18 protein-coding genes are annotated in these 16,946 nt (G+C 54.7%); 13 read left to right on the top strand and 5 right to left on the bottom strand.

The features are described from left to right. Nucleotides 1-10: 10 nt before the first annotated feature. Both ybjG and M2407_RS03170 read right to left on the bottom strand, forming a co-directional pair. On the bottom strand, nucleotides 11-616 hold the full coding sequence (gene ybjG, locus M2407_RS03165; RefSeq protein ID WP_041415284.1) for an undecaprenyl-diphosphate phosphatase: 606 nt from the start codon (nucleotides 614-616) through the stop codon (nucleotides 11-13). Nucleotides 617-621: 5 nt separating this feature from the next. Further along, a complete protein-coding gene (locus tag M2407_RS03170; protein ID WP_217330995.1) occupies nucleotides 622-1,356 on the bottom strand; it encodes a phosphatase PAP2 family protein in 735 nt (244 codons plus the stop codon). Nucleotides 1,357-1,516: 160 nt separating this feature from the next. Here M2407_RS03170 and M2407_RS03175 point away from each other — a divergent pair, with 160 nt between their 5' ends. The 3 genes from M2407_RS03175 (at nucleotide 1,517) to M2407_RS03185 (ending at nucleotide 4,191) form a co-directional block, all read left to right on the top strand. After that, nucleotides 1,517-2,365 (top strand): 5'-methylthioadenosine/S-adenosylhomocysteine nucleosidase, encoded by an 849-nt coding sequence (locus M2407_RS03175; protein WP_259216725.1) that lies wholly within the window; start codon nucleotides 1,517-1,519, stop codon nucleotides 2,363-2,365. Nucleotides 2,366-2,505: 140 nt separating this feature from the next. Further along, a complete protein-coding gene (eco, locus tag M2407_RS03180; RefSeq protein ID WP_020826071.1) occupies nucleotides 2,506-3,018 on the top strand; it encodes a serine protease inhibitor ecotin in 513 nt (170 codons plus the stop codon). A 204-nt stretch (nucleotides 3,019-3,222) separates the two neighbouring features. Beyond that, nucleotides 3,223-4,191: a threonine/serine dehydratase gene (locus M2407_RS03185; RefSeq protein WP_259216727.1), complete on the top strand. Its 969-nt coding sequence runs from the start codon at nucleotides 3,223-3,225 to the stop codon at nucleotides 4,189-4,191. 283 nt (nucleotides 4,192-4,474) lie between these two features. On the opposite strand, the gene M2407_RS03190 is transcribed toward M2407_RS03185, so the two are convergent. Further along, nucleotides 4,475-6,163, bottom strand: coding sequence for an aspartate:alanine antiporter (locus M2407_RS03190; RefSeq protein WP_041414378.1), 1,689 nt, complete (start codon nucleotides 6,161-6,163; stop codon nucleotides 4,475-4,477). Between the two features lie 427 nt (nucleotides 6,164-6,590). On the opposite strand from M2407_RS03190, the gene M2407_RS03195 reads away from it, so the two are divergent. Beyond that, nucleotides 6,591-6,980 carry an inner membrane protein YbjM gene (locus tag M2407_RS03195; protein ID WP_048761796.1) on the top strand — a complete coding sequence of 130 codons (390 nt, stop codon included), beginning with the start codon at nucleotides 6,591-6,593 and terminating at the stop codon, nucleotides 6,978-6,980. A gap of 43 nt (nucleotides 6,981-7,023) precedes the next feature. Here M2407_RS03195 and M2407_RS03200 read toward each other — a convergent pair whose 3' ends face one another. Beyond that, on the bottom strand, nucleotides 7,024-7,287 hold the full coding sequence (locus M2407_RS03200) for a GrxA family glutaredoxin (RefSeq protein WP_012006074.1): 264 nt from the start codon (nucleotides 7,285-7,287) through the stop codon (nucleotides 7,024-7,026). Nucleotides 7,288-7,529: 242 nt separating this feature from the next. Between M2407_RS03200 and M2407_RS03205 the strand changes: the two genes are divergently transcribed. The 9 genes from M2407_RS03205 to rlmC all read left to right on the top strand — a co-directional run bounded on the left by M2407_RS03205 (nucleotide 7,530) and on the right by rlmC (nucleotide 15,955). Further along, nucleotides 7,530-7,835, top strand: a complete 306-nt coding sequence (locus M2407_RS03205) for a YbjC family protein (protein ID WP_020826075.1) — start codon at nucleotides 7,530-7,532, stop codon at nucleotides 7,833-7,835. A 56-nt stretch (nucleotides 7,836-7,891) separates the two neighbouring features. Beyond that, nucleotides 7,892-8,794 (top strand): 30S ribosomal protein S6--L-glutamate ligase, encoded by a 903-nt coding sequence (gene rimK / locus M2407_RS03210; RefSeq protein ID WP_259216728.1) that lies wholly within the window; start codon nucleotides 7,892-7,894, stop codon nucleotides 8,792-8,794. Between the two features lie 161 nt (nucleotides 8,795-8,955). Then, the gene (locus M2407_RS03215) at nucleotides 8,956-9,435 is read left to right on the top strand and encodes a YbjN domain-containing protein (RefSeq protein WP_020826077.1); all 480 of its coding nucleotides are present in this window, start codon (nucleotides 8,956-8,958) and stop codon (nucleotides 9,433-9,435) included. A 408-nt stretch (nucleotides 9,436-9,843) separates the two neighbouring features. Beyond that, entirely contained in the window at nucleotides 9,844-10,953 is a 1,110-nt protein-coding gene (potF, locus tag M2407_RS03220; protein ID WP_020826078.1) for a spermidine/putrescine ABC transporter substrate-binding protein PotF, read from the top strand. A 137-nt stretch (nucleotides 10,954-11,090) separates the two neighbouring features. Next, nucleotides 11,091-12,224 (top strand): putrescine ABC transporter ATP-binding subunit PotG, encoded by a 1,134-nt coding sequence (gene potG / locus M2407_RS03225; protein WP_020826079.1) that lies wholly within the window; start codon nucleotides 11,091-11,093, stop codon nucleotides 12,222-12,224. A 25-nt stretch (nucleotides 12,225-12,249) separates the two neighbouring features. Next, a complete protein-coding gene (gene potH / locus M2407_RS03230; protein WP_020826080.1) occupies nucleotides 12,250-13,215 on the top strand; it encodes a putrescine ABC transporter permease PotH in 966 nt (321 codons plus the stop codon). Continuing rightward, nucleotides 13,212-14,057: a putrescine ABC transporter permease PotI gene (potI, locus tag M2407_RS03235; protein ID WP_020826081.1), complete on the top strand. Its 846-nt coding sequence runs from the start codon at nucleotides 13,212-13,214 to the stop codon at nucleotides 14,055-14,057. Before potH ends, potI begins: the two co-directional genes overlap by 4 nt. A 222-nt stretch (nucleotides 14,058-14,279) precedes the next feature. Further along, a complete protein-coding gene (locus M2407_RS03240; protein WP_259216730.1) occupies nucleotides 14,280-14,759 on the top strand; it encodes a YbjO family protein in 480 nt (159 codons plus the stop codon). Nucleotides 14,760-14,827: 68 nt separating this feature from the next. Then, entirely contained in the window at nucleotides 14,828-15,955 is a 1,128-nt protein-coding gene (gene rlmC / locus M2407_RS03245; protein WP_130015472.1) for a 23S rRNA (uracil(747)-C(5))-methyltransferase RlmC, read from the top strand. A 64-nt stretch (nucleotides 15,956-16,019) separates the two neighbouring features. Here the strand turns inward: rlmC and artJ are convergent, their stop codons facing one another. After that, nucleotides 16,020-16,754: an arginine ABC transporter substrate-binding protein gene (gene artJ, locus M2407_RS03250; protein WP_116690833.1), complete on the bottom strand. Its 735-nt coding sequence runs from the start codon at nucleotides 16,752-16,754 to the stop codon at nucleotides 16,020-16,022. Nucleotides 16,755-16,946 lie beyond the last annotated feature (192 nt).

Here is a 16,946-nt window from a genome sequence, read left to right on the forward strand (position 1 = left end):
TGAAGAGAGATTACTCTTTAACCCACCCTTTACGGATCGGGAAGGCGAACAGGAAACGGTACAGGCGCGTCAGTTTGGCGGCAATGATGTCGCCGAACAGGTTCCACACCAGTTGGGCAAACAGGCAGCCTACCAGACCGAGCAGGAAGCCACCCACCATGTCCAACGGCCAGTGCACACCCAGATAGACACGGGACCAGGCGATGCCAGCCGCCACGATTAACAATAAAATCCCCGACCAGACACGGTGCCAGAACAGGAAAGCCAGTGCGAAAGTAAAGATGGCGGTACCGTGATCGCTGGGGAAGGAACTGTCCGGCGCATGCGCCAGGAAGGTATACCCCACACCGGCGACGAATGGCCGTTCATGTGGCAGCAGCATGCCGATAGTGGCGGCAGAAAGCATGGCAAACAGCAGAGCAATTGTCGTCTTGGCCACCACTTCACGTTGCGACACCAATTGGTTCTGCGGCCCCCACAGCCATAGTCCGATAATCAGCATCGGCACGATAGCGATCAGATCGCGCGCCAGAAAGGTGGCGACATCGATCGATCCTTCGGGGGACGCCGGGGTCGCGTTGATCCAGGCGAAAAGAAGATAATTCAACTGCTCTATCATAGTTACCTCGTCTTGCGGCGGACAAACCCGCTCGCCATGCAATAAACAGCCAGTTGGCTGAGCCAGACCCACCAACCCGCCCACAGGTTATGGGTAAGAAAATGTGCGCCGCGGATGACCTGACCAAAACCCATCAGCATGCCGAGCACAATGCCGCCGAACCAACACCAGTAAGCCAGGCGTGGGCGTTGCGGATAAAACAGGAAAAACAGCGCCATCACGGCAAAGCCGCTGGAGGCATGGCCGCCGGGGAAGCAGCGCCCCGGTCCAGGTACTGCCGGTATTGCGCCGAACAGAGGGTAGGACATCGCTTTACCGCCGTATTCGATTAAATCCCAAGGGCAGGAATGTGCGCTGGTGGCTTTAAGAATCCCGACCACCAAGGGACCAATGCCGATCAGCAGCATAGTGACAATCATGCGCGGGTTACGGCGATAAATGCCCCAGAACAGCGCCAGCACCGCACCGGTAATCACGCCGATTTTCAGCAGTCGGTGGTTAATCAAGTCCAGCCAGTGATTGTTCTGCCACGGAAAATGCCCGCTGGCGGCGTCGAACCAGTAATTGCTGATGGCCCAGTCCAGCTGTTCATTGCGCGACAGCCAAAGGAACAGCAACCCACTGGCTATCAACCCAAAAACCTGCCAACGGTAAAAGGATGCCGGCAGCGAGTAAAGGGCGTTAGTCTGAATTTGGGGTGTTGTTGAGGATTGATTTAGTGAAGGTTTTGGATTCACGCAGGGCTCAGATTCAATCAGAGTGATAGAGAGCCCCACTGTAATAATTCTGTCTTAAGAAAACCTTAATGCCAGGGCAAGCCTGCTGCGAGAAAGGGATAGGCGAGCTATCGGCTTTCAGTTAAGGTAATCGTTTGCTTTTTATTGGGAAGATGTGGCGATGACAAAAAAATTGAATCTTGTGCTGTTGGCGGTCTGTGGCGCGCTGATTTCTCCTCTGACGTTGGCGCAGCAGGGCATTGTCCCCGGGCCGATTGTGGTTCAGGGCGCAATGCCGGTGGAGGCGGAACGTTTCGCCCAACGTCTGGACAACCCGCGTGAAGAACAAATTGGCGGCTGGCGCTTCTGGCGCGGCACCGTGGACGGTTATCCGGTAGTGGTGTCGGAAACGCTGAAAGGCATGTCTAACGCGGCGGCGGCTACGGCGATCGCCGCGACCGAGTTCCGTCCGGTGGCGATCATCAATCAGGGCACTGCCGGCGGCCACGATCCTGCGCTGAAAGTGTATGACATCGTGCTGGGAAAATATTCGGTTAGCCTGGGCGCGTTTAAAACGCCGAAAAAAGCACAGGGCGAAGGCAGTGATTCACGGCAGTGGCAACCTATGGATTTGCTGGCTTCGAAAGGCAGCGCCGGTGAGGATAAAAATCCCCATACGATCCGTCAATTCCCGGCAGACGCTAAACTGTTGGCGATAGCGGAGAGCGTTAAGGGCAGCTACGCGCAGGGCAAGGTCGTTGAAGGAGTGATTGGCTCCGCCGACGTCTGGAACAGCGAACTGGATCGCATTCGTGACTTCCGCGAAAAATATCATACCTCGGTAGAAGAGATGGAAACGGCTTCGGCCGCTCAGATAGCCGCGGCTTTCAATATTCCTTTTGTTGGCATTCGCGTCCTGTCCAACAATATTACCAACCAGGGTAAATACGATCCGCAGACCGGGCTTGCGTGTCAGGATTATGTCTACCAGGTGGTGAAGGCTTATATCGCTGAAAACGCATCTCGCTGATTGCTTATCCTGATTTTTGGTCGGCATTCTGGTTGTTGTTGCTGACCATTGTCCATTGTAAAGAAGATTAAACTGCTGGCGAGCTTGTCAGGAGTGTATTAGCTTATGGGCGAAGCATTTAATCATTGTAGGGATAAAACATGAACAAGGCATCCGTCGTATTTTCCGGCCTGCTGATGGCCGTTTCCGCCAGCGCCATTGCTGCCACCTCTGCCGAAGACACCGATATCAGCAAACAGCCGCTGGAAAAGGTCGCGCCATACCCTAAAGCGGAAAAAGGCATGAGCCGTCAGGTGATTTACCTGCCTAAACAGGAACACGAAGAGAACTTCAAGGTGGAACTGCTGATCGGCAAAACGCTGGAAGTGGACTGCAACCACCACATGATCGGCGGCACGCTGGAAAGCAAAACCCTTTCCGGCTGGGGCTATGACTATCTGGTGTTGGAAAAACTGTCCGATCCGGCCTCCACCTTGATGGGGTGCCCAGACAATAGCAAACAGCAGAAATTTATCGCTGCCAATTTGGGTGACGCGTCCATGCAGCGTTACAACAGCCGCTTGCCGATTGTGGTCTACGTGCCGAAAGACGTGGAAGTGAAATACCGCGTGTGGAAAGCCGAAGAGACGGTGAGCAAGGCCGAGCAGAAATAATATCGATGCGTGCTAACCATTAGCACGGCTAAGTCATTACCGAATAAAAGCCCGTTTGGGGGAGTGCATTGGGCCGTTGGCCATAGCCCCCCAAACGGGCTTTTTTTGTGTGTCGCACAGTGGGGTGTAGCAATAGAAAACGGCAGTAAAAGTATGTAGTTTGGTGTCGATACACAGCAACGCAATCTACCTAACTGGGCCAACATGACAAAATTAATTGAATTTAACGCCATCATTGAAGCAGCAGAGCGTTTATCTGGGAAAGTGATTCGCACGCCGGCCATTCCCGGTTCGAAACTGGCTGAAAAGATCCAGCGGCCCGTCTTCCTGAAGCTGGAAAACACCCAGCTTGGCGGTTCTTTTAAAGCCCGAGGGGTGCTTAACAAATTTTTGAAACTGGCGGATGATCTCAAAGATAACCGGTTTGTTGCGGTGAGCGGCGGTAATTTTGGTATTGCGATCGCCGAGGCTGCGAAAATCTTTGGCGCTGACGTCACCATTATTATGCCACCCAGCGCACCCTCAACCGCTATCGACCGGGTCCGTCAGTTGGGCAGTAGCATCATGATAGAAACGGATGTTCATGCGGCGTTTGAGCGAGCGAAGGCCTTGGCAGCCGAAGGTTATATAGTTATCGATGACTGTAACGATTCGCTGATAGCCGAAGGGCATGGCACTCTGGCACTTGAGTTTATCGCCGATTGTCCTGATTTAACCGATGTTTTTGTTGCTGTAGGTGGCGGTGGCATGCTGGCCGGTGTGGCGACGGCGCTGAAAACCATCAAGCCGGAGATCAGAATTTGGGGTGTTGAAACTGCGGGCGCCAATTCAATGCATCAGGCGCTTGGCGCCGGGAAACCTGTCGGGATTGAGGTCACGTCCATTATTTCCACGCTGGGGGTGCCCGTCATTGACGAAATGATGCTTGCGCATGCTCAAGCTTATGTCGAAGACATAGTGGTTGTTTCAGATAAGGCTGCCATCGAAGGGATGATCGCTTTTGGCGAAGAGGCTAAGCAGTGGGTTGAATTGGCTTCCGGAACGCTCATTCCCGCTGTGCTGGCCATTGCGCCCAAGCTGCCCGCCAATGCGGTGATCGGGATGGTGGTGTGCGGTGGGAATATATCCCATCAAGACATGGCGAAATGGGTGAGTTATTCGCGCAATCTTTGAATTCACCGCAATTTTCGGATGAGTTACGCCTGCTTATAAGTCACGTCTGAGCATCAATGAATTTAATGGTTTTGTTGGGCCGAACCACCGGCTCACTTTATTTGGGCAACAAAAAACCCGATAGTCTTGAACCTAAAAAGGCGGGACTAACGGGCTCCACAAAATGGGGACATCAAAGAAAAGCAGTGGCACTAATTCAGACTACCCCCGGCAAGGAAAGTTCTCACCGGGGATAAAAATTTCAAAATATTTTTGCCACTGATTCATCTTCATTGCTTATCGTTTAGCCGAGGATCCCCGGCCACAACACTACAATCAGCGAACCGGCCAGGGTTAACAATACGTTAGCGATAGCATAGGTACCGGCATAGCCCAGGGCAGGGATATTGCTGCGTGCGGTGTCGCTGATAATCTCCATCGCCGGCGCACAGGTGCGGGCCCCCATAATGGCGCCAAACAGCAGGGCACGGTTCATACGCAGCACATAAGCGCCAAACAAGAAGCAGATCACCACCGGCACCAGGCTGACGATCAGTCCGGCGATCAGCATCTGGCCGCCAACGGCACCCAGGCTGTGGCCAATACCCGCACCGGCGCTCAGGCCAACACCGGCCATAAACACCATCAGACCGAACTCTTTCACCATATTCAACGCGCCCTGCGGAATGTAGCCAAAGGTCGGGTGGTTGGCACGCAGGAAGCCGAGCATGATGCCGGACATCAGCAAGCCGGCGGCGTTACCGATGCCGAACGAGAAGTTGCTGAACTGGATGGTGATCTGGCCAATCAAAAGCCCGATGATAAAGAAGGCGCAGAATGCCAACAGATCGGTGACCTGACTGTGGATCGAGATAAAGCCAATCTTCTCCGCGACGCTTTTCACCCGGCGAGCGTCGCCGCTGACCTGCAGTACATCGCCTTTGTTGAGCACGATACTGTCGTCGATAGGCATTTCAATCTGGCTACGGATCACCCGGTTGAGGAAGCAGCCATGATCGGTCAGCTTCAGCTGGCTCAGGCGCTTGTTCACCGCATTGCTGTTCTTGACCACAATCTCTTCGGTTACGATGCGCATGTCCAGCAGATCGCGGTCGAAGACCTCTTTGCCGTTGCGGAAGCTGGGATCCAGCCGTGCATGGGCATCGGGGTAGCCAACCAGCGAGATTTCATCGCCTACCTGTAGCACCGCGTCACCGTCCGGGTTTGCCAAAATACCGTTACGACGAATGCGTTCGATATAGCAGCCGGTCTGGCGATAGATGCCCAGTTCGCGCAGGTTTTTGCCATCGGCCCAGGCCACCAGCTCCGGTCCCACGCGGTAAGCGCGGATAACCGGCAAATAAACCTTGCGTTGGCTGTCCGTGTCCAGGCCACGTTCGCGGGCAATTTGCTGAGCGGAGGTGGAAAGGTCCTGGTGTTGCAGCTTAGGCAGGTAACGTGCGCCGAAAATCAGACTCACCAGGCCAATCAGATAGGTCAGGGCATAGCCGAGGCTCAGATGATCCTGTGCCGCCAGCAGCGCCGGGCCGTTGGTGATGGTATTGCGCAGCGTATCGCCAGCGCCTACCAGGACTGGGGTTGAGGTCATGGATCCGGCGAGCATGCCGGCGGTCAGGCCAATATCCCAATGGAAAAGTTTGCCGAGACCGATGGCGATTACCATCGCGGAACCGACCATTACCAGCGCCAGCATCAGGTAATTTTTACCGTCGCGGAAAAATATCGAGAAAAAGTTGGGCCCGGCTTCCACGCCAACGCAGAAAATAAACAGCATAAAGCCGAGATTTAGCGCTTCGGTGTTAATGGCGAAATGTTGTTGGCCAAGCAGCAGCGAAACCACCAAAACGCCAATGGAATTACCGAGTTGAACGGAGCCCAGACGGACTTTACCGAGGCACAGCCCCAGTGCGAGTACCACGAACAGTAACAGGATGTAGTTACCGTTTAACAAACTAGCGACGTTTATGTTCACGGAGGATAACTTATTGTTTACCAGTAAGTGCTTGATATAGATAACTATAAGATATAAATTCAGTCAAAAATCGACGTCATAAATAACTAACCAGCGGAAGGCGATTCGAACCATCGATCGGCGGCGTTTATTCTAGTCGCTATGGCGCATGACAGCCAGCATAAAGCTGAGTTCCTGCGCCGCCGAACGCATTTTTACTCGTTGTATTTCAAGCCGCAACGCCGTCGTCTGCAGCCAGAGACGTGCTCTGCCCAACGGCATAGCCGCCGGGGCCGAGGATGCGCAGCCTGAAATTTAGCGGGATAGCTCTCTTTTAGTAGCCAAGGAAAAAGTTCAGTTCAGCGTTGCCGTTCTTCGGCAAGGCGTCACCGGCTTTGTGACACGGCTGATTTCTACGGTGTGGTAACAGATTAAGGGGGAGTAGGGTATGGCGAGCGAACGGTATTGGTGGGGTATTTTGAGCTGTTTCCTGCTGTTCAGCCTGGTGTATCTCGGCCAGCAGAGCGGAGTCTTTGGCAGTACCGATCATGAGCATCGGGGGGAGACCGGCCTGTTGCTGTTCGTGATACCCGGCGTGGTTGCCAGTTATCTGTCGAGTAAAAAACGCATTCTCTGCCCGTTACTGGGCGCGCTCTATGCACTGCCGCTGTGCCTGATCATCCGCCACTTTTGGTTAACACCCTCTTATTCGTTCTGGCAGGAATTGGCTTACGCCACCAGCGCGGTATTCTGGTGCATGTTTGGCGCGCTGCTGGCGCTGTTTATCGGCGGCTTGTTGCAGGCTTATCTGCAATGTCACCGCCGCGAACGGCAATAAAAAAAGGCGCTCTGAGCGCCTTTTTGTCGTTCTTGCCTGAAACTTACTGGAACAGGTTCAGGTTTTCTTTGGCATAAGCTTCGAAATCGGTGCAGCCGCCGATGTGTTTCTCATCGAGGAAGATCTGCGGAACGGTTTCTACCGGTTTGCCAACGGTTTTTTCCAGATCGGCTTTGGTGATGCCTTCAGCGTGGATATCAACATAACGGAAGTTGAAATCGTCACGTTCTTCAGTCAGTTTTTCCGCCAACTCTTTCGCACGGACACAATAAGGACAGCCTGGGCGCCCGAAGATAACTGCAAACATGCAACACTCCTTAGATTGATATTCAATAATTTAATCGCAACTGCAATGACATTCTGTCAGTCAAAAAAGACTTAAGGTTGAGCATTACCCGCATTGATGGCGCCTACTATGCCCGTTGGGTCAGCGAAAAAAAAGCAGGAATTACCTGTTAATCTGATTCATCTAACCGATTAAGCCGCCGGGGCTGTCGCCATCGGGGGGAATTCACTACACTGGAGGCAGAGCTTCTGGAGAAGAAAAATATGCGTTCATTCGGTGACTTACCCCGTACGGTGTTGGTTTTGGAAGGCCTGGGCATGCTGTCATTAGTGCTGGCTTATCTGAGCATTCACGGTCACGTTCAATTGCCAGGCTGGTTGGCTTCCCAGCAGGCAGCGGTGGGCATGATTTTCCTCGGCGTGGCGCTGATGGTCCCGGCGGCGGCTTTTTTGGTTTGGCGCGTGGTGCAAGGATTCGGCCCGCTAATGCGCGGCGGTCAGCCGCCGCAGAACGATCGGCATAAGCCTCATTCGCCGGTCGATAAAAACGACAGTGAGCCGCGCGCCTGAGTGACGGCCGTCGGTGCAGGCCTGCCTGGCAGGTGATTGCCTTTTTGGGGTGACGAGTGAAAATTGCCATTCTTTCGCGCGATGGAACGCTGTACTCATGCAAGCGTTTGGTGGAGGCGGCAGAGCAGCGCGGCCACAGCGTGGATATTATCGATCCGCTTTCTTGCTATATGAACATTAACCCGGCCGCGCCGACCATTCATTATCGCGGCCGTCAGTTGGAACGCTACGATGCGGTGATCCCGCGTATCGGCTCCGCCATCACCTTTTATGGTACCGCCGTACTGCGCCAGTTCGAGCTGCTGGGCAGTTACCCGCTGAATGAGTCGGTGGCGATCACCCGTGCACGTGACAAACTGCGTTCGCTGCAGTTGCTGGCACGCCAGGGGATCGATCTGCCAATCACCGGTTTCGCCCATTCGCCGGACGATACCGGTGATTTGATTGAGCTGGTCGGCGGTGCGCCACTGGTGGTCAAACTGGTGGAGGGGACGCAGGGTATCGGCGTGGTGCTGGCGGAAACCCGCCAGGCGGCGGAAAGCGTGATTGACGCCTTTCGCGGCCTTAACGCCCATATCCTGGTGCAGGAATATATTCGCGAGGCACAGGGCAGTGACGTGCGTTGTCTGGTGGTCGGCGGCAAGGTAGTGGCCGCGATTGAGCGTCAGGCCAAGCCCGGAGAGTTCCGGTCCAATCTGCACCGTGGCGGTACCGCCCGCAAAGTAAGCATCACTGCCAAAGAGCGAGCTGTTGCGGTTAAGGCGGCCACCACGCTGGGACTGGACGTCGCCGGGGTAGATATTTTGCGAGCGACTCGCGGCCCGCTGGTGATGGAAGTGAACGCCTCACCGGGGCTTGAAGGGGTGGAAACCACCACGGGATTGGATATTGCCGGCATGATGATCGAGTATATCGAGCCGCGCGCCAGAGCGAGATTTCGTCTCAAGTCGGGCGGCTGATGTCGCCGACCAAAATCGGCTTTGCAATCGCCAGCTTTGCGGTTTTTTCCCGGCGATATTTGCCCAAATAGCGAATTAAGCCGCATTGATCGTGGCATCGCGGGGGAATATTCCGTAAGCTATGCGCCTTTTCGCGTTTTGAATATTGTGAGGCTGGTATTATGGATTCACTCATTGTCCCTGATTTGGCGTTGTTGCGACGCTGGCTGGATCAATCGGGCATTTCATTCTTTGAGTGCGATTCCTGTCAGGCGCTGCACCTGCCGCACATGCAAAACTTCGACGGCGTATTTGACGCCAAACTCGATCTGGTGGACAACGTTATTCTGTTTTCCGCCCTGGCCGAGGTGAAGCCGACCGCGCTGATCCCTCTGGTGGCCGATCTCAGCCAGATCAACGCCAGTTCGCTGACCATCAAAGCCTTTGTCGATATCCAGGATGATAACCTGCCGAAGCTGATCGTCTGTCAGTCGCTAAGTATCGCCGTGGGCGTCACGCTGGAACAGTTCACGCACTTTATGCAGCAGGGCGAAGAGCAGATCTCCATGGTGATCCTCGAGGCGCGGGCGAACGATCTGCTGTTTATGGGTGACGAAGAAGAGAACCCGGCTAGCGCCGAACGCCTGCCAATGTTGCACTGATCCCCGCTGTAGATTATGCATGTCGCCCTTCTGGCGGCATGCTGCCGTTATTCCCTTCCACGATAATATATTCTGCGTTTTACCCTCTTTTGCCCGATATTTCTCGCCGTTTATGCCATTAATGGCGTATCACATAGAGAGAAACTGCATAAAAAATCGATAAAAGCCGTTTTTGCCCCCGGAGGCTGGTGCGTTTTGGCAACAGCGGTTATGCTGCTGATTCTGCTAAGGGCTTGCGATTCCCCAGGTGACCATGCGGGCTGGGCAGTTGAAAAAGGTGTCTGCAATCAACTGCATAGCTATTCAATCCGCGGTTGCAACGATTGCGCTCGATCAGGAAAGGTTTTGTATCAGTTTGCGATACAAGTTCAATTCTATGATTCACCCCTGTTTTGGAGGAAGTTACGGATGGTCACCCAACGTAAAAAGTGGTTATCGGGTGTTGTTGCCGGCCTGCTGATGGCCGCGTCCGTCACGGCGTCAGCCGAGGAAAAAACGCTGCACGTCTATAACTGGTCCGACTATATTGCGCCGGACACCTTAGCCAAATTCCAGAAAGAAACCGGCATTAAAGTGGTGTACGACGTCTTTGACTCCAATGAAGTGTTGGAAGGCAAACTGATGGCGGGCAGCACCGGTTATGATCTGGTAGTGCCTTCATCCAACTTCCTTGAGCGCCAGTCGAAGGCCGGTATTTTCGAGCCCCTCGACAAGAGCAAGATGCCGAACTACAAAAACCTTGATCCCGAAATGCTGCAGTTGGTGGCACACAATGACAAGGACAACAAGTACGGTATCCCTTACCTGATGGTGACCACCGGCATCGGCTATAACGTCGACAAGGTGAAGGCGGTACTGGGCAAAGATGCGCCGGTCGACAGCTGGGATCTGATCCTCAAGCCAGAGAACCTCGAGAAGCTTAAAAGCTGTGGTGTTTCCTTCCTGGATGCGCCGAGCGAGGTTTACGCTACCGTATTGCACTACCTGGGCAAGGATCCCAACAGCACCAACGCAGCGGATTACACCGGTGCGGCCAACGATCTGCTGCTTAAGCTGCGGCCGAACATCCGTTACTTCCACTCTTCCCAATACATCAATGACCTGGCGAACGGCGATATCTGCGTAGCGATAGGCTGGTCCGGTGATGTGATGCAGGCGGCCAACCGCGCCAAAGAGGCGAAGAACGGCGTGAACGTGGCCTATGCCATTCCTAAAGAAGGGGCGCTGACCTATTTTGACATGTTTGCCATGCCGGCAGATGCCAAAAACAAGGACGCCGCCTACCAGTTCCTGAACTTCCTGATGAAGCCTGATGTGATGGCCGGCATCAGCAACTACGTCTATTACGCCAACGCGGTGAAGGACTCCACTCCGCTGGTGAAAGCGGAAGTGCGTGATAATCCGAACGTCTACCCGCCGGCCGATCTGCGTGCCAAGCTGTTCACGCTGAACGTGCAATCGCCGAAGTTGGATCGTGTGATTACCCGCGCCTGGACTAAAGTTAAAAGCGGACGCTAGTACTCAGGGCCCAAAATGCCGGGCCCGGCTTTCAGTGTTGTCTTGACCAGCAGGCGGGGCTACCCGCCTGCATTGCCATTTTGGGCCATGGCAATCGCCGTGGTTTTTTGTACTGTTTGCACCGGAGAGCACCCCGATTGAACGACGCTATCCCTCGTCCTCAAGCCAAGTCGCAGAAGGTCTTCACCCCTCTGCTGGAAATCCGTAACCTCACCAAAACCTTTGACGGCCAAAATGCGGTCGAAGACGTTAGCCTGACCATCTACAAAGGCGAAATATTTGCCCTGCTGGGCCCCTCCGGCTGCGGTAAGTCGACGCTGTTGCGCATGCTGGCCGGTTTTGAACAGCCGACGGAAGGGCAAATCGTGCTCGATGGGCAAGATATGTCGCACGTGCCGCCATACCAGCGGCCGATTAACATGATGTTCCAGTCCTACGCCCTGTTCCCGCACATGACGGTGGAGCAAAACATCGCTTTCGGCCTGAAACAGGACAAAATGCCGCGTGGGGAAATCACCGAGCGGGTCGCGGAAATGCTGTCGCTGGTCCATATGCAGGAGTTTGCCAAACGCAAGCCGCACCAGCTTTCCGGCGGTCAACGCCAGCGTGTGGCGCTGGCGCGCAGCCTTGCCAAGCGGCCAAAGCTGCTGCTGCTGGATGAACCAATGGGTGCGCTGGATAAAAAACTGCGTGACCGTATGCAACTGGAAGTGACGGACATTCTTGAGCGCGTCGGCGTGACCTGCGTGATGGTCACCCACGATCAGGAAGAGGCGATGACCATGGCAGGCCGTATCGCCATCATGAATCGCGGCAAGTTTGTGCAGATCGGCGAGCCGGAAGAGATCTACGAACACCCAAACAGCCGTTTCAGCGCCGAGTTTATCGGTTCGGTGAACGTATTTGACTGCGTGCTGCAAGAGCGTCAGGACGATGCCCTGATCCTGCAAAGCCCCGGTTTGCGTCATGCGATCAAGGTAGACTCCGACGCCTCGGTGGTGGACGGGGTGCCGATCCAGGTTGCGTTGCGACCGGAAAAAATCATGCTGTGCGAAGAGATCCCGGAAGATGGCTGCAACTTTGCCGTGGGGGAGGTGGTGCACATTGCCTACCTTGGCGATTTGTCGATCTACCACGTGAAGCTGCTCAGCGGCCAGATGCTCAGCGCCCAATTGCAAAACGGTCACCGTTTCCGCAAAGGGATGCCGACCTGGGGCGACGAAGTGCGGCTGTGTTGGGAAGCCGACAGCTGTGTCGTGTTAACGGTGTGAATGGCGAAGGTGAGGAATAATCATTATGACAATGCTTGCTGAACGCACGCCGCCGGAACCGCCGGCCAACGGACCCGGCCCGCTGAAAGCCTTTTTCCAGCGCCTGCAAATGGCCCACGGCCGCAAACTGGTGATTGCGGTGCCGCTGCTGTGGCTGACGTTGCTGTTCCTGCTACCGTTCCTGATTGTGTTCAAGATCAGCCTGGCGGAGCTGGCGCTGGCGGTCCCGCCCTACACTGACCTGATGAGTTGGGCTGACGGCAAGTTGGACATCGCGCTCAACTTCGCCAATTACCTGCAACTGACCGACGATCCGCTGTATCTGGACGCCTATCTGCAGTCGCTGCAGGTGGCGGCGGTGTCAACAGTATGTTGCCTGATCATTGGTTATCCGTTGGCCTGGGCAGTGGCGCACAGCAAAGCATCAACCCGCAATATTTTGCTGCTGTTGGTGATCCTGCCGTCGTGGACCTCATTTTTGATCCGCGTTTATGCCTGGATGGGCATATTGAAAAACAACGGTATCCTTAACAATTTCTTGCTGTGGCTTGGGGTTATCGATCAGCCGCTGGTGATCCTGCATACCAATCTGGCGGTCTATATCGGCGTGGTTTACTCCTACCTGCCGTTTATGGTGCTGCCGATTTATACCGCCTTGACGCGGCTGGATTATTCGCTGGTGGAGGCCTCGCTGGATCTGGGCGCCAAACCGCTGAAAACCTTCTTCAGCGTGATTGTGCCGCTGACCCGCGGCGGTATCATTGCCGGTTCGATGCTGGTGTTTATTCCAGCGGTCGGCGAGTTCGTGATCCCGGAACTGCTGGGCGGGCCTGACAGTATTATGATTGGCCGGGTACTGTGGCAGGAATTCTTTAATAACCGCGATTGGCCGGTAGCTTCGGCGGTTGCCACCGTGATGCTGCTGCTGTTGATTTTGCCGATTATCTGGTTCCACAAGCACCAGAACAAGGAAATGGGGGGGCAGGGATGAACAACTTGCCGGTAGTGCGCTCACCGTGGCGTATCGCTATTTTGGTGCTTGGTTTCACTTTCCTGTATGCGCCGATGCTGATGCTGGTGATTTACTCGTTCAACAGTTCAAAACTGGTGACGGTGTGGGCGGGCTGGTCGACGCGTTGGTATACCGCGTTATTCCACGACTCGGCGATGATCAGCGCCGTCGGGCTCAGCCTGACCATTGCTGCCGCTTCAGCGACCGCCGCCGTAGTGCTTGGCGCGATTGCTGCGGTGGTGATGGTGCGTTTTGGCCGTTTTCGTGGTTCAACCGGCTTTGCCTTTATGCTGACTGCACCGCTGGTTATGCCGGATGTGATTACCGGTTTGTCGCTGCTGCTGTTGTTTGTGGCGATGGGGCATACCTTGGGTTGGCCGTCGGAACGCGGCATGTTCACCATCTGGCTGGCGCATGTCACCTTCTGTACGGCCTACGTTTCAGTGGTGATCAGTTCGCGCCTGCGTGAATTGGATCGCTCGATCGAAGAGGCCGCGATGGATTTGGGCGCGACGCCGTTGAAGGTGTTTTTCGTGATCACGCTGCCAATGATTGCACCGGCGCTGGTTGCCGGCTGGATGCTGGCATTCACACTGTCGCTGGATGACCTGGTGATTGCCAGCTTTGTCGCCGGGCCGGGCGCGACCACCTTGCCGATGCTGGTGTTCTCCAGCGTGCGTATGGGGGTTAATCCGGAAATCAACGCCCTGGCCAGTTTGATCCTGCTGGTGGTGGGGATTATCGGTCTGATCGCCTGGTGGTTTATGGCTCGCTCGGAAAAACAGCGATCGCGCGAATTACAAAAGGCCGCCCGTAGCTGAGTCTGATTAAACCTGCTATTTTTGCAATTATTGGTATTGCAATTGATTACCTGACTTTATATATCTCGTTTGAATATACCCTACAGCTTTAGAGTTACAGCCAGGCGGCCAGCTCGCTCTTCCCCAGGCGCTTACTTAAGTAACTGGGGTGTGAGCGCAGGTAACCACGCTGCAACTTGAAAGATGAGGGTATAGACGGCGTTTTCGTTGCGGAACATGGACATGGCAGACATGCTGAACAGCAGGCAGGGAATGAGAACGACTTCAGATGCGCCAGTACCGGTGATGGTGGCCGGTACGGCGATGGTGGCTATCAAATGCATCAGCGTGCTGTTGCTGTTGGGTGAACTGGGCGTCGATGGCGCTCAGGAGTTTGTCAGCACCAGCGCCCAGGCCTGGGATTCCACCCTGATATTTTTGGCTGGTCTGGTGCTGCTGTGCCTGCAAATCAGCTGCGGTTTTGCGGTAATGCGCGGTCGCAATTGGGGGCGTTGGGTCTATGTTGCCTGTCAGTGTGCGGTGGTCGGTTATTTGCTGTTGGCGACCATCGACAGCTTTTTGCCCGAAGTCTTTACCGTGGAGGGCGAAACCAGCGGCCAAATTCTGCACGTGTTGATCCTGCAGAAAATCCCCGATGTCGTCATCCTGGCCTTATTGTTCGTTCCTGCCACTAGCCGCCGCTATTTCGCCGCGCGCAATTGAGATTTTAAGGGCGTAGAGTGATAAACTCTGCGCCCTTAATTATTCACCCCGAACTCAGAGTCAACTTAATGCATTGCGCCTTGTATACGGCGGGCACCTGCCGTTCTTGTCAGTGGTTGGAAAAGCCTTACCCGCAGCAGCTGACAGACAAACAGCATCACCTGCAATCCCTGCTGGCCGAACGCGACGTCGCGCATTGGCTGGCGCCGATTGCTGGCGAGCAGGGCGCATTTCGCAATAAGGCCAAAATGGTGGTCAGCGGCAGCGTAGAGCGCCCGTTGCTGGGCATGCTGCACCGCGATGGCACGCCGGTTGATCTGAGTGGCTGTCCACTGTACCCCGCCAGTTTTGCGCCCATGTTCGCGGTGTTGAAAAGTTTTATCGCCCGCGCCGGTTTGACGCCCTATAACGTGGCGCGTAAGCGCGGGGAACTGAAGTATCTGCTGTTGACCGAAAGCACCCACAGCGGCGGCGTGATGCTGCGCTTTGTACTGCGCTCGGAGAGTAAATTGGCACAGCTGCGAGCGGCGTTGCCGTGGTTACAGCAGCAATTGCCACAACTCAGGGTGATCTCCGCCAATATTCAGCCGGTGCATATGGCGATTATGGAAGGAGAGCTGGAGATCCCACTGACCGAACAGCAGGCGCTGGAAGAGCAATTTAATCAGGTGCCGTTGTATATCCGCCCACAAAGTTTTTTCCAGACCAACCCAAAGGTGGCGGCTGAACTGTACGCTACCGCTCGTGACTGGGTTCGTGCATTGGGTATTGAAAGCATGTGGGATCTGTTCTGCGGTGTGGGGGGATTTGGCCTGCACTGTGCGCAGACGGATACCCGCCTGACCGGTATTGAGATCAGCGCCGAGGCGATTGCCTGTGCGCGTCAGTCAGCGAAAACGCTCGGTCTGCAACAGGTTAACTTCCAGGCGCTGGATTCCACGAAATTTGCCACCGCTGAGGGTAGCGTCCCCCAATTAGTGCTGGTCAATCCGCCACGGCGCGGCATCGGCAAGGATTTGTGCGACTATCTGAATCAGATGGCGCCCGGCTATATTCTCTATTCGAGTTGTAACGCCGAGACGATGGCGAAAGACATTGAGATGTTGCCGGATTACCGCATTGAACGCGTGCAACTGTTCGATATGTTCCCTCATACCGCCCACTACGAAGTGCTGACTCTGCTGGTACGCCACTAAAGGCGTTTTGGGCAATAAGCATACAGTTTGAAATAGGGCGTGCATACCACGCCCTGGAGAGATCTTACTGCGGGAACCACTTGTCGTTGATGGCTTTGTAGGTGCCGTCGGCCTTGATGGCGTCCAGAGCGGCATTCAGCTTGGCCAGCAGCGCCTGGTTGTCCGGACGCACGGCAATGCCCAGGCCGGTGCCGAAGTATTGGGCATCGGTAACGTGCTCGCCGACCGGCGCCAATTGCGGGCTATTCTTCAGCCACTCGTTGACCACTGCGGTATCACCGAACACGCCGTCAATACGGCCATTTTTCAGTTCGAGAATGGCGTTCTGGTAGCTGTCGTATGAAACGGTGTTAATCTCCGGGTGCTTATCCTGCATGTATTTTTGATGGGTGGTGCCGTTCTCCATGCCAATCTTTTTGCCTTTCAGATCCGCCAGCGAGCTGAATTTGCCTTTCTGCGCGATGACGATCGCCGAGTTGGCGTAGTAAGGCTGGGTAAAGGAAACCTGCTTGCTGCGCTCTGGCGTGATGTCCATACCGGAAATCACCGCGTCGTATTTTTTGAATTTCAGGGCGGCGATCAGGCTGTCGAACGCCTGGTTGGTAAAGGTGCATTCGGCTTTCATTTGCTTGCACAGCGCGGTAGCCAGATCGATATCAAACCCGACAATCTTGTTGCTGGCATCCAGCGATTCGAAGGGGGGATAGGTGGCGGAAGAGGCGAAGCGAATGGTCTCAGCTGCACTGGCGTTGAAGGCGATGCCCGCCAATACCGTAGCGGCAAGTAATAGTTTTTTCATGCGTAAAGCTCCTGTCTGCAAGTCTGCGTGTTTTTATCTCTTCACCGCTTGATTTTACTGACAATAACCCAAAGGTTTTGGCGGCTGTTTATCGACGTTTACCCTGACATTTAATGCATTAATATGCAATATAAATGATTAAAAAATTACAACGAAAATAAAAAAGCCCTGCACGATGGCAGGGCTCCGAGA

It is taken from the genome of Serratia sp. BIGb0234, assembly GCF_024809915.1.
GTDB classification, from domain to species: Bacteria; Pseudomonadota; Gammaproteobacteria; order Enterobacterales; family Enterobacteriaceae; genus Serratia; species Serratia liquefaciens.

What these genes read in the sequence shown, in the direction of transcription:
- M2407_RS03175 (WP_259216725.1), top strand. Translation starts at nt 1,517, where the DNA reads ATGACAAAAAAATTGAATCTTGTGCTGTTGGCGGTCTGTGGCGCGCTG.
- eco (WP_020826071.1), top strand. Translation starts at nt 2,506, where the DNA reads ATGAACAAGGCATCCGTCGTATTTTCCGGCCTGCTGATGGCCGTTTCC.
- M2407_RS03185 (WP_259216727.1), top strand. Translation starts at nt 3,223, where the DNA reads ATGACAAAATTAATTGAATTTAACGCCATCATTGAAGCAGCAGAGCGT.
- M2407_RS03195 (WP_048761796.1), top strand. Translation starts at nt 6,591, where the DNA reads ATGGCGAGCGAACGGTATTGGTGGGGTATTTTGAGCTGTTTCCTGCTG.
- M2407_RS03200 (WP_012006074.1), bottom strand. Translation starts at nt 7,287, where the DNA reads ATGTTTGCAGTTATCTTCGGGCGCCCAGGCTGTCCTTATTGTGTCCGT.
- M2407_RS03205 (WP_020826075.1), top strand. Translation starts at nt 7,530, where the DNA reads ATGCGTTCATTCGGTGACTTACCCCGTACGGTGTTGGTTTTGGAAGGC.
- M2407_RS03215 (WP_020826077.1), top strand. Translation starts at nt 8,956, where the DNA reads ATGGATTCACTCATTGTCCCTGATTTGGCGTTGTTGCGACGCTGGCTG.
- potF (WP_020826078.1), top strand. Translation starts at nt 9,844, where the DNA reads ATGGTCACCCAACGTAAAAAGTGGTTATCGGGTGTTGTTGCCGGCCTG.
- potH (WP_020826080.1), top strand. Translation starts at nt 12,250, where the DNA reads ATGACAATGCTTGCTGAACGCACGCCGCCGGAACCGCCGGCCAACGGA.
- potI (WP_020826081.1), top strand. Translation starts at nt 13,212, where the DNA reads ATGAACAACTTGCCGGTAGTGCGCTCACCGTGGCGTATCGCTATTTTG.
- M2407_RS03240 (WP_259216730.1), top strand. Translation starts at nt 14,280, where the DNA reads ATGGCAGACATGCTGAACAGCAGGCAGGGAATGAGAACGACTTCAGAT.
- rlmC (WP_130015472.1), top strand. Translation starts at nt 14,828, where the DNA reads ATGCATTGCGCCTTGTATACGGCGGGCACCTGCCGTTCTTGTCAGTGG.
- artJ (WP_116690833.1), bottom strand. Translation starts at nt 16,754, where the DNA reads ATGAAAAAACTATTACTTGCCGCTACGGTATTGGCGGGCATCGCCTTC.